At 44.8% G+C, this 14,563-nt stretch carries 17 protein-coding genes; 7 read left to right on the top strand and 10 right to left on the bottom strand.

Features of this window, described 5'->3' with window-relative positions; translation table 11 throughout:
* Positions 1–33 precede the first annotated feature (33 nt).
* The 4 genes from QJS83_RS02485 to QJS83_RS02500 are packed head-to-tail and all read right to left on the bottom strand — an operon-like array spanning position 34 to position 2,697.
* A complete protein-coding gene (locus QJS83_RS02485) occupies positions 34–753 on the bottom strand; it encodes an MlaE family ABC transporter permease (protein WP_284607431.1) in 720 nt (239 codons plus the stop codon).
* Positions 750–1,529 (bottom strand): MlaE family ABC transporter permease, encoded by a 780-nt coding sequence (locus QJS83_RS02490; RefSeq protein ID WP_284607433.1) that lies wholly within the window; start codon positions 1,527–1,529, stop codon positions 750–752. Before QJS83_RS02490 ends, QJS83_RS02485 begins: the two co-directional genes overlap by 4 nt.
* Entirely contained in the window at positions 1,526–2,257 is a 732-nt protein-coding gene (locus QJS83_RS02495; RefSeq protein ID WP_284607434.1) for an ABC transporter ATP-binding protein, read from the bottom strand. The genes QJS83_RS02490 and QJS83_RS02495 overlap by 4 nt, the downstream gene beginning before the upstream one ends.
* A 53-nt stretch (positions 2,258–2,310) precedes the next feature.
* Positions 2,311–2,697: a DUF2784 domain-containing protein gene (locus QJS83_RS02500; protein WP_284607436.1), complete on the bottom strand. Its 387-nt coding sequence runs from the start codon at positions 2,695–2,697 to the stop codon at positions 2,311–2,313.
* 187 nt (positions 2,698–2,884) lie between these two features.
* Between QJS83_RS02500 and QJS83_RS02505 the strand changes: the two genes are divergently transcribed.
* On the top strand, positions 2,885–3,418 hold the full coding sequence (locus QJS83_RS02505; protein ID WP_284607437.1) for a hypothetical protein: 534 nt from the start codon (positions 2,885–2,887) through the stop codon (positions 3,416–3,418).
* Positions 3,419–3,433: 15 nt separating this feature from the next.
* Here QJS83_RS02505 and QJS83_RS02510 read toward each other — a convergent pair whose 3' ends face one another.
* Complete coding sequence (locus QJS83_RS02510; protein ID WP_284607438.1) at positions 3,434–4,189, bottom strand: ABC transporter ATP-binding protein; 756 nt, start codon at positions 4,187–4,189, stop codon at positions 3,434–3,436.
* 139 nt (positions 4,190–4,328) lie between these two features.
* Between QJS83_RS02510 and mdh the strand changes: the two genes are divergently transcribed.
* From mdh to QJS83_RS02530, 4 genes are all read left to right on the top strand, one after another.
* A complete protein-coding gene (gene mdh, locus QJS83_RS02515) occupies positions 4,329–5,273 on the top strand; it encodes a malate dehydrogenase (RefSeq protein WP_284607439.1) in 945 nt (314 codons plus the stop codon).
* Between the two features lie 11 nt (positions 5,274–5,284).
* Positions 5,285–6,451, top strand: a complete 1,167-nt coding sequence (sucC, locus tag QJS83_RS02520; protein WP_284607440.1) for an ADP-forming succinate--CoA ligase subunit beta — start codon at positions 5,285–5,287, stop codon at positions 6,449–6,451.
* A 2-nt stretch (positions 6,452–6,453) separates the two neighbouring features.
* Positions 6,454–7,323, top strand: coding sequence for a succinate--CoA ligase subunit alpha (gene sucD / locus QJS83_RS02525; RefSeq protein ID WP_284607442.1), 870 nt, complete (start codon positions 6,454–6,456; stop codon positions 7,321–7,323).
* A gap of 284 nt (positions 7,324–7,607) precedes the next feature.
* On the top strand, positions 7,608–8,072 hold the full coding sequence (locus tag QJS83_RS02530) for a hypothetical protein (RefSeq protein ID WP_284607444.1): 465 nt from the start codon (positions 7,608–7,610) through the stop codon (positions 8,070–8,072).
* 97 nt (positions 8,073–8,169) lie between these two features.
* Here QJS83_RS02530 and QJS83_RS02535 read toward each other — a convergent pair whose 3' ends face one another.
* From QJS83_RS02535 to QJS83_RS02550, 4 genes are all read right to left on the bottom strand, one after another.
* On the bottom strand, positions 8,170–8,424 hold the full coding sequence (locus QJS83_RS02535; protein ID WP_284607445.1) for an RHS repeat-associated core domain-containing protein: 255 nt from the start codon (positions 8,422–8,424) through the stop codon (positions 8,170–8,172).
* A gap of 3 nt (positions 8,425–8,427) precedes the next feature.
* Positions 8,428–8,931, bottom strand: a complete 504-nt coding sequence (locus QJS83_RS02540) for a hypothetical protein (protein ID WP_284607447.1) — start codon at positions 8,929–8,931, stop codon at positions 8,428–8,430.
* A 1-nt stretch (position 8,932) separates the two neighbouring features.
* Positions 8,933–9,697 (bottom strand): RHS repeat-associated core domain-containing protein, encoded by a 765-nt coding sequence (locus QJS83_RS02545; RefSeq protein WP_284607449.1) that lies wholly within the window; start codon positions 9,695–9,697, stop codon positions 8,933–8,935.
* A gap of 400 nt (positions 9,698–10,097) precedes the next feature.
* Positions 10,098–10,481 (bottom strand): hypothetical protein, encoded by a 384-nt coding sequence (locus QJS83_RS02550; RefSeq protein ID WP_284607450.1) that lies wholly within the window; start codon positions 10,479–10,481, stop codon positions 10,098–10,100.
* A 286-nt stretch (positions 10,482–10,767) separates the two neighbouring features.
* On the opposite strand from QJS83_RS02550, the gene QJS83_RS02555 reads away from it, so the two are divergent.
* Positions 10,768–11,148, top strand: coding sequence for a hypothetical protein (locus tag QJS83_RS02555; protein WP_284607452.1), 381 nt, complete (start codon positions 10,768–10,770; stop codon positions 11,146–11,148).
* A 1,067-nt stretch (positions 11,149–12,215) separates the two neighbouring features.
* Here QJS83_RS02555 and QJS83_RS02560 read toward each other — a convergent pair.
* Positions 12,216–12,578 carry a hypothetical protein gene (locus QJS83_RS02560; protein ID WP_284607454.1) on the bottom strand — a complete coding sequence of 121 codons (363 nt, stop codon included), beginning with the start codon at positions 12,576–12,578 and terminating at the stop codon, positions 12,216–12,218.
* 225 nt (positions 12,579–12,803) lie between these two features.
* On the opposite strand from QJS83_RS02560, the gene QJS83_RS02565 reads away from it, so the two are divergent.
* Positions 12,804–14,483, top strand: a complete 1,680-nt coding sequence (locus tag QJS83_RS02565) for a c-type cytochrome (RefSeq protein ID WP_284607457.1) — start codon at positions 12,804–12,806, stop codon at positions 14,481–14,483.
* The last annotated feature ends 80 nt before the right edge of the window (positions 14,484–14,563 follow it).

Here is a 14,563-nt window from a genome sequence, read left to right on the forward strand (position 1 = left end):
AGGGCCTCGTGCCCACAGCTCTGTTCGCCGTCCCTAATAAAGATAACTAAAAGTATAGGATAAAATAAAATCAATCACAATAATTGCGATGGAGGCCACGACCACAGTATTTGTTGTCGCTCTGCCAACACCTTCGGCTCCCGATTCACAGCGAAAACCGAAATAACATGCCACTAGAGGAATCACTCCTCCGAAGCAAGCGCCTTTAATGATTGCAAAAACCATGTCCTTAAACTGAACAAACCGGTCCATCGAAGTTAAAAACATCGAAGGTGTATAACCCAGATAAGAACTGCTAACCAACATCGCCGATCCGATACAGGCCATGTTCGCAATGATAGTTAAAATAATTCCGCCCAAGACACAGGCAAGGAATCTTGGCACCACGAGATAGTTCACGGGATCAATTCCCAACATACGAAGCGCATCGATCTGTTCCGTGATCTGCATGGAACCGACTTCCGAAGCATACCCGGCTCCCACTCGTGACGTCAGAAGAAGCGCTGTTACCACAGCACCTAACTCTCGTAGGATAAGAAGGGCGGCAAAACCCGGAACCATGGAATCATTTTGAATCACCATTTTCATATGAAAAGACGACTCAAGAATGGTGACAATGGCCGCGAAAGAAACGCAGAAAACGATGATAAGTAAGCTTTTATTTGCCACGAAATACAGCTGTTGGAAGAACTCTTTTCTTCTAAATGGCGGAAGGAAAATGCCGGTGATAGTTTCAGCAATAAGAGCGATCATGAGCGATATCCCCGAATCATTTGCAGAATAATCTCACCCAAAAAGCTTGTGAGCCAATCCATCACCACAATACAAACCATTGTTGTGACGGCTGTGGCAACCACCGATCGACCCACGCCTTTTGCTCCGCCTGTCGTTGTATAACCGCGGAAAGTACAGACCGTCGCCAGAACCAAAGAGAAAAAGAAGCATTTCACAAGTCCGCTAAGAACAGAGACAGGACTAACAATCGTCGGAACATGACGAAGATATTCTTCAAAGTTCACGCCCGCAAAAGCCTGTCCCATAAGCATGCCGCCAAAGACAGACATAATCAGGCCGCCTCCTAACAGGAAGAAGCTTGAGATAATAATTCCGATAAATCGCGGGACAATAATTTCCTGCATCGGATCTGCACCAAGACAGCGAACGGCATCAATTTGTTCTGTCACTCGCATCGTTCCAAGTTCAGCGGAGGTGAATGCTCCCACTTTTCCGCTGAGCATAAAGGCAATTAAAAGAGGACCCACTTCGCGGAAGGTTCCGCTGGTTGCCAGTCCTCCCAAGTATCCGAGAGCTCCAAACTCTTTCATTTGCATCGCAAACTGGACTGTCATAATAGCGCCGACAAAAAATCCAGCCATTGCTGTCGTGAAAAAACTGTCCGCTGTGACTTTCCAAATCTGCTCAAAAACTTCATGGGTTTTCAGCTTCTTTTGAAAAAGTGTTCTTAGAATATTGCGAAGGAAAAGAAGTGTTCCGCCCACTTCGTCGAGAATGGAGATTACGAACGTCATGCGCTGAGAACCTCAGCTAAAAAGTCTTTCACAAGCGGGTGCGTGGATTTTTTTAATTCGTCAGGCGTGCCCAGAGCGACAATCTCGCCTTTGTCTAAAACGACAATTCGATCCGCAATAGACAGAGCGCAATTCATGTCATGACTAACCACCAACGAGGTGGTTTTGAGTTCACGGGAAAGATCAAGAATCAACTGATTCACCGCCGTTGTTGTGACCGGATCCAGTCCCGTCGTCGGCTCGTCGAAAAGCAAAACCCGGGGCTCAAGTGCGATGGTTCGTGCTAAGCTCACTCGTTTTTGCATTCCATAAGAAATTTGGCCGGGCTTTTTATTCACGATCCCATGTAAATGCACGAGCTTCAGAGCCTTCATCACTTTGTCTTCAATCGTTTTTTCGTCCAAGCGATAGTGCCGGCGCAAACCGAAAGCAACGTTTTCAAATATCGTCAATGAATCAAACAAAGCGGGATGTTGAAACACCATTCCGCATTTTTTTCTGACGGGAAGATATTGTTCTTCGGAAAATTTGGAGACTTCTTCGTTGTCGATCCAAATTTCGCCTTCATCAGGAGTCATCAGACCTACGATATTTTTGAGAAGAACCGATTTTCCTGTCCCGGATGTCCCCAAAATAAAAATGATCTCGCCCTCGCGGATTTTCAAATTCAATCCGTTAAGTACCGTCCTTGTACCGAATCTTTTTACGAGGTTTTTAAACTCAATCACATAGTCATGTTAGATGCCCGTAAGACAACGGGTCAATAGACAAATCCGAGTATTTATCTGCGTGGAGGAATCCAAATGTAGAGTTCCCAGATCAAAAGCGCCACCAAAAGATACTGAAGAGTAAAAATCCAAGGCGGAAATGAAAAGAACATGACTCGTGAAATCCATGTAGCAATAAAACCTTGGGAATAGTCGGTCGCTGCCGGATCGCCTTTTCTTAAAGCCTCTTCCCACACCGTCAACGGGCACATCATTCCAATCAAGGATTCAAAAACCACAATCAATATCATCGCGAAATGAATTCGCCGCAAGGTTCGGTTGCGTATCCAACTCCAGCCTCTTCGCGCTCCAATCACAATCAGCGGAATCGGCACGACAACACCGAGAACATATAAAAAGTGCGCATAAAGAATGATATCCGCAAGGGTTGAAGTATCCACATTTCCACATTCCGTTTCTTCATCTGCAAAAGCAATCCCGCCGCCGTTTTTCAGAGGGGAATTGTGGAAAACTCTGTGTGTATTGTGGATAAGTGTGAGGCGGCAAAAATAAAAATGTTTTTTATCAAAAATAATTATTGCGCGGCTTTTTTATTTATGAACTAATTAGTTCATAAACGGAGTTGCATTGGCGAGACCCAAAGATCACGCGCGACGCGAAGAAATTCTAAAATCGATTCTGAAAGCGTATAGAAAACATCGCAGCTGGGATTTGTCTTTGAATGAAGTCGCCCGCCAGATCAATTCGACGACGCGACTTTTAGTGCACCATTTCGGTACGAAAGAAAAAATGATTGCCGAGTGCCGCAAGGCTTTGGCGACACAGCAGTTGGATTCTTTGCCTTTAACGGCGAAGAAAAATTGGAAGTCCCTGGTTTGCGATTATTGGTTGTTTCTAACGGAAAGACCTCTCATCGAAGAAAGACGCCTCTGTACTCTTGCAAGTCTGCAGTGGCCGGCGAAAGGAACTCTGACTGCGGATAAAACTCAGATCCTCACCACCCTCCGCGAACTTCTCCCCTCCCGGTTTAAGAAGTTCGCGGAGGAGCTTTTTATTTTTACAAACGGTTTGGATGTCTATGTTCTCTCGGGCGGAAACCCTGAAAAAGCATTGAAACGACTGCAAACGTATTTGCGCCGTCTTGAAGTTCACGCCGAATAATTCTTTTAAAATATTTTAAACGATCGCCGTCAGCGGACCCTCTAAAGATCCGCGAATGAATTGATGCACACGAGGGTCACTGTGATTCTTTGTTTGCTCCGGAGTTCCCGTAATCAAAAGACTCTGATCAATAACAACACCGATGCGATCCGCCATCTGAAAGGCGCGATTCATATCGTTGGTGATGGCAACCACTGTCGAGTTTTTTTCCTTCTTCAACTTTAGAATCAACTCGATGATTTTTTTCGATGTGATGGGATCCAAGCCTGCTGTCGGATCATCATAGAAAATAATCTCTGGATCTAGAGCCAGCGCTCTAGCAATACCGAGGCGCTTTTGCATCCCACCGCTGATTTCATCGGGGTACAAATCTCTCGCATGCGGAATCCCGACAGCACCCAAGAAGGACTCTGCTTTTTTTGTAATTTCCCATTCCGTGAGTTGCGTCGTTTCCCTCAGTGGAAAGCAGATGTTTTCAATACAGGTGAGCGAATCAAAAAGAGCGTTTTTCTGAAACAAAATTCCCATTTTTTTAAGCAATGGCAGACGCTCTTTGGGGCTCAGCGTTAACCATTCCTTCTGTTCGATAAAAACTTTGCCATTCTGAGGAGTTATCAAACCTGACATGGTCTTAAGCAGAGTCGTTTTTCCCTGTCCGCTCGGCCCCACGATCACGAAACACTCGCCGGCCGCGATTTCGAGATTGATTCCTTTTAACACCTCGTAGGAGTCAAAAGTGACCGTGATGTCTTTCAAGCTGATCATACTCATGGGCCGTCCAGTTTCTTGCGCCGATGTCCTCTGCGCCTAGCGGTAAATCTTGTCTCTATATACGATTTGATATTGAATGTGTCATCGAACGCAAGTTTTAAATTTTTCCATTCGTTTTGAAGCCTTATAGGAGATTAACATGGCTCACAAAAGAAATAAAATTGCCGTTATCGGCGCGGGATTCGTAGGTTCAACAACTGCTCACTGGGCAGCACAAAAAGAACTTGGCGATGTTGTAGTTTTGGATATCAACGAAGGTGCAGCCATCGGTAAAGCGTTGGATCTAGCTCAAGCTGGTCCGATCGAAATGTTTGATTCAAAAATCAAAGGAACAAACAAGTACGAAGACATCGCGGATTCTGATGTTGTTATCATCACTGCAGGTATGCCACGTAAACCAGGCATGAGCCGCGATGAGCTTGTTGGCATCAATGCAAAAATCGTTAAAGACGTTTGTGAAGGCGTTAAAAAATACGCTCCAAATTCTTTCGTCATCGTTGTTTGTAATCCAATGGACGTCATGGCTGTTTACGCAAAACAAATCTTGGGCTTCCCGCGTGAGCGCGTTCTTGGTATGGGCGGTTGCTTGGATTCAGCTCGTTTCCGTGAATTCATCGCTGAAGAGTTGAATGTTTCTGTTAAAGACGTCACTGGTATCGTTATCGGTAACCACGGTGATGCGATGATGCCTCTTGTTCGTCACGCTTCCGTTTCTGGTATTCCTCTTACAGAGCTTCTTCCTGCTGACAAAATCGCGGCGATCGTGGCTCGTACAAAACAAGCGGGTGCTGAAATCGGCGGCCACTTGAAAACAGGTTCTGCTTACTACGCTCCTTCTCGCGGCGCAGTTGAAATGGCGGAAGCCATCTTGAAAGACCAAAAACGCGTTCTTCCAGTAGCTGTTGAGCTGACTGGTGAGTTCGGCGTAAATGAAGGTTTGATGGTGGGTGTTCTTGCTACTATCGGCGGCAAAGGTCTTGAGAAAATTCACAAGTTCGAAATGAACCCTGCTGAACAAGAAGAATTCAAAAAATCAGTAGATGCAGTTCGCGCACTTGTTTCTGCTCTTAAAAACGTTCAATAATCGGAGTTAAAATGAATATTCATGAGTATCAGGCCAAAGAGATTCTCAGAAAATTTGGCGTAGCGACTTTAAAAGGTAAAGTCGCTCACTCACCTGAAGAAGCAGTAGCTGCTGCGAAAGAAATCGGCGGAAATATTTGGGTTGTAAAGGCTCAAATCCACGCCGGTGGCCGCGGTAAAGGCGGCGGTGTTAAGATCGCAAAGACTTTGCAAGAAGTTGAAGATCTAACAAAGAAAATGATCGGCATGACTTTGGTGACTCACCAAACAGGCCCTGAAGGTAAAGTTGTTCAGAAAGTTTTCATCGAGCAAGGTTGCAATATCGCGAAAGAATACTACGTTGCTTGCTTGATCGACCGTGCCACTGGCAGAGCGGCAATGATGGCTTCCTCTGAAGGTGGTATGGACATCGAGGAAGTGGCTGAGCACAATCCAGACGCGATTAAAAAAGTCGACATCGACCCGACAATCGGTTTGGCTCCTTTCCAAGCTCGTCAATTGGCATTTGAAATCGGCATGGCTCCTGAAATCGTGAACAAAGCTGTGAAGTTCTTCCAAGGTCTTTACAACGCGTTCGTGACAACAGATTGCTCTATCGCGGAGATCAACCCGCTTGTTGTAACTAAAGAAGGCGACGTTCTTTGCTTGGATGCGAAAATGAACTTCGACTCCAACGCTCTTTACCGTCACCAAGACATCGTTGAAATGCGCGATTTGAACGAAGAAGAACCTTCTGAAATCGAAGCTTCTAAATTCGACCTCGCGTTCATCAAGCTTGATGGTAACATCGGCTGTCTCGTGAATGGTGCGGGTCTTGCGATGGCGACTCTTGACATCATTAAACTTCATGGCGCTTCTCCTGCGAACTTCTTGGACGTCGGCGGCGGCGCGAATAAAGAAAAAGTAACAGCTGCTTTCAAAATCATCCTTAAAGATCCAAACGTAAAAGGGATCTTGGTGAACATCTTCGGTGGTATCATGAAATGTGACATCATCGCTGAAGGTGTGGTTGCGGCTTCTCGCGAATTGGGTCTGAAAGTTCCACTTGTTTGCCGCCTTGAAGGTACAAACGTAGAACTTGGTAAGAAAATCTTGAAGGAAAGTGGTTTGGATATCACTCCTGCGGATGACCTCACAGATGCTGCGAAGAAAATCGTAGCGGCAGTTAAAGGAAAATAACGATGGCTATTCTTATTAACAAAGACACAAAAGTTATCTGCCAAGGTTTCACTGGCGCTCAAGGTACTTTCCACTCTGAGCAAGCGATTGCTTACGGAACTAAAATGGTCGGTGGCGTGACTCCAGGTAAAGGTGGCACGACTCACATCGGTCTTCCGGTATTCAACACGGTTCACGATGCGAAAGAAAAAACAGGCTGTAACGCTTCTGTTATTTTCGTTCCGCCTCCATTCGCAGCGGACTCTATCATGGAAGCTGTCGATGCTGAGTTGGACCTAGTGATCTGTATCACTGAAGGCATCCCTGTTCTAGACATGGTGAAAGTGAAAAAATTCATGCAAGGTAAGAAGACTCGCTTGGTGGGTCCGAACTGCCCTGGCGTGATCACTCCGGGTGAATGTAAGATCGGTATCATGCCTGGTCACATTCACAAACCAGGTCGTATCGGCGTTCTTTCTCGCTCTGGCACATTGACATACGAAGCTGTCGGTCAGTTGACGGCATTGGGCTTGGGTCAATCTACTTGCGTAGGTATCGGCGGTGACCCAGTGAATGGAACAAACTTTATCGACGTTCTTGAAATGTACAACAAAGACAAAGACACCGACGCCGTGATCATGATCGGTGAAATCGGTGGTTCTGCTGAAGAAGAAGCGGCAGAGTACATCAAGCGCGAATTCAAAAAGCCAGTAACAGCGTTCATCGCGGGTGCAGCAGCTCCTAAAGGTAAACGTATGGGTCACGCCGGCGCGATCATCAGCGGCGGCAAAGGCACAGCAGAAGCGAAGTTCGAAGCTTTGTTGTCTGCAGGCTGTAAGATTTCTCGCTCCCCAGCAGAAATGGGCATCACGCTGAAATCTATGTTGAAGTAATCCTTCGACGGATAAAATCGTTTAGATTTGCAACCCACGGTGGAAACATCGTGGGTTTTTTCTATCTCGAAACTTCAGTTAGGTCGCCATTCTGAAATTTTACCCCAAGACGACCCATCACATAATTCATTTTAATCTCGTCTCGCATTCATGCTCATGAGCTAGGTCATCTTACTGGCACAAGAGACAACGGGCGAATGAACAATGTGAACGGATATGAAAATCCAATTATGACTCCCATTGATGGGCTAATCCGTACATCATATTAGAGAGGAGAAACTTATATGAAAATTGTTAAGACCTTGGTGATGGGATTTCTCTTATTCTTGCCAGGAGTAATTTGGGCTTGTTTTGCGCCCAAGCCTGAGCAAGTTGCGGACCCAGTAGTTCTCATTAAAAGGACAAATAATATTTATTTGGCAGAAGCTCTGGGGAGCTTAGATGGAAAAGTTGATTTCAAGGTTATTGAAAGAATAAAAGGGAAAAAGAGGGAGAAGTTTCAAGTTCCCGCCCTGATAACAGAAGAAACCGGAACGGATTTCAAGGCCCATACACTTGAAAGCTTCTGGTCGAAATCAGGAGGACGAGGGCAGATAGAGCCAAGCTGTGAAATTGTTCCTAACTTCCAAAAAGGAAAGAAGTATCTTGTTTTCTTAGATAAGCCTTATCATCTAAAAAGTTTCGAGCTAATTGAAACTGATGGGGACGTATGGCTCAAGAAAGTACGGGAAAAGGCTAAGCCGAAATAGATTGATGGGCTTATTCGTGGCCAAACCGTGTGACCTGCACCCCTTAACTTAGCTCACCCTATAAGGTATATTGTGGTGGTATGAACATCGGGGTCAGTCAATATCTCTCGATAAAGTCACTGATTTGCTCTGCTGGTGCTGGCGGTACAATCGAACCAACACGACCGACTTCTCCTGGAGTTTGCCAGTTTTGGCGAAACCAATAAAGACCCGTTGGATCAATCAGGTTGATTGGATCATTGGCAACATACCCGTACAGATTCGTATCCCCGCCTTCAAACAAGATCGGGTCCTTGCTTGTCCACCGACCAACCCGTCCAAATTTTCCAGATTTTCTGGATTTTGTTGGCACGATTTAGGCACGCTCCGGTCTTACCTTCTTCAAAAGAAGCATGAGGACTTTGTATAAGATGAATACAATCAGGACATATGTCAAAAGCACGCTGATAGTTCTTATTAAATAATTGGGGTCAGATTCGATCGTTTGCTTGCCTTCGATAAGTTGATTATCTTCGACAGTGACAGTGTCTTTAAAATCCGAGCCAGCAGTGACATAGCCGAACTCAGCATTCAAGAGCTTGTCGCCAGTTAGGCGAGCTTGAATGGAGTAATGGCAGTCGCCTAATACATTGAATTTAAGTGACGCCGTCTTGCCTGGATCTACGGGGCCAATCGTCTGAAGATCGGAGCATAATCGAACATCAATCGATTCAACTTGTAGGCTCGATCTATTTTCAAAGGCAATCTCTGCGGTATTCGGGTTAACAAATAGCCCGAAAATCTTCGCGTTAATTGGTACGGCAATAACGATACTAACCACGCCTATTGCCAACCTAGGAATAATTCTTTTTAGCGTCACTTCAATATCCTCCGGAACCAGGCTGAGTAGATAAATTTGACGGACATATCAAATTTCCATTTCTGCCATTTTGGCGTCCCAAAGCATTATTGTGCACATCCATCATTGATTCTCGCAAGTATTGACTCGCAGGCATAGTGCCGCGCCTAAAGAAGTATTCAATTTCATGGGCCCATCCGGCTGTGAATGCCGTAAAGGAGTTGGTCTCTGCGGTAGTCCGTCGACTCCACTCATAATGCCTCATTGCATCTCCCCGGTCATTGTGGTGACCGCTCCAATTTGCATACTCCTCGTTGGCAATCTCACGTGATCTATTGTAGTTCGCAGGCAAGTCCCACCAGTCACCAACAGCCAAACCACTTGGGTCAATGAAGTTCACGGGGTCGTTGAAAGTATAACCATACAAATTCGTATCCCCGCCTTCAAACAAGATCGGATCTTTCGAAGTCCACCGCCCCACCTCAGGATCATAATCTCTGGCACCGAATCGAACGAGCTTAGTATCGTAATCGTATAATCCCGAATTGAATGTAAGTGGTTGGAAGAAAGGGTTCTTTGCATTCAGAATCGCGCCGTATTCGTCGTATTCGAATTCTTGTGTGAGATTTCCTTGGAGATCGTAAATAGCCTTTACGCTTCCTTTAGGCGTTGAAAGTATCTTATAAACCTTTCCGTAGCGAACCGTCACCGAAAGATGAACTTCCTTTATGACATTATGCTGACCTTCAAGTAACTTCGTCCGTTCACGGGGATAAATGATCGCCAATGCGATAAATCTCTAGCGTCAGCCAAATACTATAAAAGCCCAAAAGAGTTCCAATAAGAGTCAAACAGCTTCCCACCAAGGTTCAACAAGAAATTTCATACTGACCAGTAAAACCACTGCCGTCGTGATAAATGCAACTGAAAGAAAAGGCCGTGCTAGCTTCACTAAAATTGCAGAAATATTTTTGTTTATCTTATTTTTCGATATTATTTTCCTCTCTATGGCTATACAAAATCTTTGAAAATTGGGTCCCTTTTGGAAAAATAGCCTGCGTAAGAATCGCGGGCGGCCCCAGACCCGAGAGGGGTTTTGGGCTGGATTTCGAGAATTTCAGTGAACTTTTGGCCACGGTTTGGCCCCTATATGTCTTAATAGTTGCCCGCTTCAAGCAATTTAGTATCTATCTATATTGAAAAAGGTATTCATCGGGCGCATCGGATTTTTGTCCATTTTTGTTAACAATAATTCCATCCGCAAACATTTTACCGACACCATTGACAGAAAAATACGTTGGAAATTTCCAAGTTGGTAAAAAAACCTGTACTACAATCAGTATCGATTGTTCATCAAGATCACATCTATGGATTGTCAATGCAGTTTGAATTCCCTTAATATCAAAATTTTCGTACTCTTCCTCGGGAAAGTTTTTAAGCTGCTCAAACGATAGAGCTTTTATGTGCTCCAATCTCATTAAGACAACTTCACAAAGAGATGTTTCTTCAGCACTTCTTGCTCTACACTCGACACAAGAAGCGCCCCCAAAAGAAATTCTAAATTTTCCCATGTCCAATTTTATCTATTTTTTCGGTACTGGACAACTATTTGGTTCCTTAAGGTGTCTGGAAAAGCAGGCGTGAAGTTAGCCACCCCATTTGAGATATCAATGATGAGATAGACCCTTTGTAGGGTCAGCAGACCATGCTCTAAGTTTTTCTTGAATAGGCACCTACTGTCTTAACCAAAACCAAACCCAATCCAGTATGTAATCTTAACAACGTGGTCTTTCAAATTCAGGGAAAAGTTGGTACACCCTCTCCGTCCACATAAATAATTAAAAACGGAGGTCTTTTGTGAAGTCGGTGGCTTTCCTTTTCTTGTCAGTGTTGGTTTCTTTTTCTCAAATATCTTTTGCTGAACAGCTTGAGCTTCCTCTCGAGCCTAAAGAGTGCATCAGCTTAAATGAAGCGCAATCTACTCTTAAAAAGTATATGAACCCGCTTGTGGGCACAGTACCGGTAGATGATTTCTACTGGTTGAGCGAAGACGATGCTCCTCTTACACAAAGAGACGTTTCTCACGCTGTTAAATCCCTGGAATGGGATGCTCGCGGTATGGTCTACCAAACATCTGCGGTTTATGACGGCTACTGTGCCGCTGGCGCTTCTTGCTGGGGCTGGTACGTTGTTGATTGCTCCGGAAAAATCGAAGCGCGCATGGATGGCGAAGAGTAGTTTCTACGGCACTTAGAACTAAACCCCAACACAAAAAATTATGTTGGGGTTTTTGCGTTTTGCTTAGATAAAACGCTTAGCAGAGAATATGAAAACCAACGCAATCATTAAGTAATAAGAATATAGTAGACGTCTGGAATATTCTCGCATCAATTTACTAAAACTTTGGTCAACATAAGGCACCCATCTGCTACCAAACGGAAAGATTCTTACATAAAACCTCGTTTTAAAGTCCAAACTCTTTAAAGCGGAGTCTGGTGGATAACTCTGTGCCACCCACTTTGCCATGGCAATTGAGATTCCAATTAAGCCCATTGTAACTATCGTCGAAATAATTTTCATTATTTTACTCCCGACTTATCAGGTCACGTAATCTTCACATGTTTATTAATTATCGAATCCCATAGTAAGGCATTAAGCTCCAACACACGTTCAGAGTAATAAGAAGCGCATTTACCGAGCGATAAACATTGGCACTCATCGGTCGTTTGAATTTTAGGGCGACGATCCAGCAGGCACTTTGCACACATATGAACGCGAGAATCATCCAAAGGTAAAAACTTACCGGATAATAAGGAGTGATATATCGTTTAGAACCAACCAGCCAATATGTTCCGATGGCAGTTGTAATTAAATTTAAAATAATTGCGACGTAAGGAACGGACTCTCGAGGAAAGATTCCGAATATAAGCCAAAACAAAAGCCCTGAAATAAGAACGAAAGCGAGAGGGTGAACTCCGATATTCGCGGCAATCCAAATATAGATTGGTGTTATAAAATAGCTGTCGGGACCCACAAAATATGGTGAAACTGACGATACAAGAATTACACCTAAAGCAAGCGTTCCAACTCCTATAATTGATCTATCAAAAAAATATGATCCAAGACTCTTCGATAACCGCCCGTTCACAGTAACCTCTTCAAAATACAACTTAATAACTGCTCTAATGTTATGAAATACCCGAAGCGGGTTTTTATCAACTTATTTATGTTTATAACGATAAATATCAATAATTGATTTTCAATGGCTTCCTTATACGAAAAGGAAGCCATTAGTTCTTTGTCTTCTAATAACAGTAATAAGTCCACCAACGAGTGTAGCCGCTGCGGGAAGTGGCGCTGCAGGAAACTTTGTAGCCGGGGATGACGGAAGAGCTACAGCGATAGCCGCGTGACCAGCAGGAAATTTGGTAGCCGCCCGGGCATGTTGTCCATGCACGGCATGTGTAGGTTTGGTTCTCGACATCGTCATTTCCCTGCGGAGTCAGAAGACGTTCAGCGAAATCCGGCAAGCTCATTTTATCTTCGGTGAGTGGCAAGACATTCTCTAAAGTGCCGGGTCCTCCCTCGGGAGTAAACTCAGCGGCGACGCTCGTGTTTGTAACAAGACAGAGCGAAAGAGCCATAAAAGATGCTACTAGGAACTTCATGGGACCCTCCTTGGCGAGACAGATTTAAAAGTCGCGCTCAGGGAAATTTTAGGTAGTGAGTCTCGTGAAGTAAACGACGCTTGAGGGCTGGTGGCAAAAGACCTCTTGTCCTCAGTTCCAACCTCCCCATTTATTGCCTGTAAATTTTTTAAAGAACATCGCGCCTTACAGCAAAGAACAGATAGTGATTGTCTTGTATTGCTTGTTCGTAATTAAACTGACGTCATGAATAGATGTCTTCTTGTAATATTCGCTCTTTCTTTTGCTTCCTTAAGTCACGCTTTCAGCGAGCCTGATTGGTCTGAAGGAGCCGTGGTCCCAGCAACAGGTCGCGAAAATATTTATCAATGGAGCGATGAGGATTTCGTTCAATTTAAAAATCAGGGAAAGATTCACACGCAGATTTATCCCGTAAGTGTCACCGGCATGCTGCCACCCTATGCACCCGTGCAAAGGCTCATCGAAGAAGATCCCAAAAATCCATTCAAAAAGTGGCTGCAAAAGATTCTAAACGGTGTGAGTGGTTACAAAAGTTTCGACGACGTTCTTAGAACTTTAGGACTTCACAAATATCCAAAAGCAACAGATGAAGGCGTTTACGCCGTTCCTTATCCCAACAACATTCGTCCCGATGAACGCATGGGTTTTGGTTTGATCGAAAGAAACGGCGCTCAAGGTTTTACCTTCAGCTGCGCTGCCTGCCACTCAAGCAATCTTTTTGGAAAAACAGTTCTTGGGATGACCAATCGCTTTCCGCGCGCCAATGAGTTCTTCATTAAAGCAAAACAAGCGATGACAGTCATCGATCCCCACATCTTTGGCGCCTACACGGGGGCCACGAAAGCAGAAGTGGATCTTTTGTCGCAGTCGAAAGATCGTTTGCGTTTCGTCTCTTTAAAAGCGCCGATCGCCTTGGGGCTGGATACTTCACTTGCGCAAGTCAGCCTGTCACTCAACCGCCGTGCAAAGGATGCCTATGCCTCTTACAGCGAATGGCATGCGCGCTTTCCTCGTCGTGATGCGCTTTTGGATGATCATCCTGCCGATTCAAAACCGGCTGTCTGGTGGAACTTGAAATATAAAAATCGCTGGCTTTCTGACGGAAGTGTCCTTAGCGGCAATCCCATTTTTACGAACTTGATTTGGAATGAAATCGGCCGTGGTGCCGATCTCCACGAGCTTGAACAGTGGCTGGCAGAGAACGATCAAGTTATTAAAGAATTAACGACTGCTGTTTTCTCTAGTCAGGCTCCTCATATCACGGATTTCTTTCCAGCTTCGAAGATCGACTTAGGCAGAGCCAAACTGGGAGAGCAGGTTTTCAAAAACAACTGCGCGAAGTGCCATGGTCATTATGACAAAGCATGGAGTGTCGCAGGTTCAGAGAGTTTACCTTTGAAAGAACAACTCAAGACGGTCCAAGTGCGCTACAAAGAGAAAACGCCGGTCGTTGACGTCGGCACCGATCCCTATCGCCGCTTGGGAATGAAATCCCTTGAGCAACTCAATGATCTCGAAATTTCCAAAAAGAACGGCATCGTCATCAAAGCTCAACCTGGATACGTGCCGCCACCTCTTGTAGGTATTTGGGCGCGTTGGCCTTACTTCCATAACAACTCAATTCCAAGTTTGTGCGCTCTTTTGACTCCATCGGCGAAAAGACCGAAAGCTTATTATTCCGGAGAAGCCTTAAATCCTGTGACGGATTTCGATTTCGCCTGCAACGGTTACCCGACAGGAGTGATGACTCCGCAGGCTTGGAAAACTCCTGAGCACCTCTACGACACTCGAAAAAAGGGCATGTCGAATGCGGGCCACGACGATCGCATTTTCATCAAAGACGGCAAAGAAATCCTCTCTGCGGAAGACAAGAAAAACCTCATAATCTTCTTGCAGACTCTTTAGACAGCTCTAATTCAATTTAGAGAGGACAGAAAGTGTCCTTCTGTCGAAAGAGTCGACAGCTACAGAATTCTTTTCTGGAA

Source organism: Bdellovibrio sp. 22V (assembly GCF_030169785.1).
Taxonomy (GTDB): Bacteria; Bdellovibrionota; Bdellovibrionia; order Bdellovibrionales; family Bdellovibrionaceae; genus Bdellovibrio.

Excerpts from the sequence above, each read along its gene's own strand:
- QJS83_RS02485 (WP_284607431.1), bottom strand. The coding sequence starts at position 753 with ATGATCGCTCTTATTGCTGAAACTATCACCGGCATTTTCCTTCCGCCA.
- QJS83_RS02490 (WP_284607433.1), bottom strand. The coding sequence starts at position 1,529 with ATGACGTTCGTAATCTCCATTCTCGACGAAGTGGGCGGAACACTTCTT.
- QJS83_RS02510 (WP_284607438.1), bottom strand. The coding sequence starts at position 4,189 with ATGAGTATGATCAGCTTGAAAGACATCACGGTCACTTTTGACTCCTAC.
- mdh (WP_284607439.1), top strand. The coding sequence starts at position 4,329 with ATGGCTCACAAAAGAAATAAAATTGCCGTTATCGGCGCGGGATTCGTA.
- sucC (WP_284607440.1), top strand. The coding sequence starts at position 5,285 with ATGAATATTCATGAGTATCAGGCCAAAGAGATTCTCAGAAAATTTGGC.
- sucD (WP_284607442.1), top strand. The coding sequence starts at position 6,454 with ATGGCTATTCTTATTAACAAAGACACAAAAGTTATCTGCCAAGGTTTC.
- QJS83_RS02530 (WP_284607444.1), top strand. The coding sequence starts at position 7,608 with ATGAAAATTGTTAAGACCTTGGTGATGGGATTTCTCTTATTCTTGCCA.
- QJS83_RS02550 (WP_284607450.1), bottom strand. The coding sequence starts at position 10,481 with ATGGGAAAATTTAGAATTTCTTTTGGGGGCGCTTCTTGTGTCGAGTGT.
- QJS83_RS02560 (WP_284607454.1), bottom strand. The coding sequence starts at position 12,578 with ATGAAGTTCCTAGTAGCATCTTTTATGGCTCTTTCGCTCTGTCTTGTT.
- QJS83_RS02565 (WP_284607457.1), top strand. The coding sequence starts at position 12,804 with ATGAATAGATGTCTTCTTGTAATATTCGCTCTTTCTTTTGCTTCCTTA.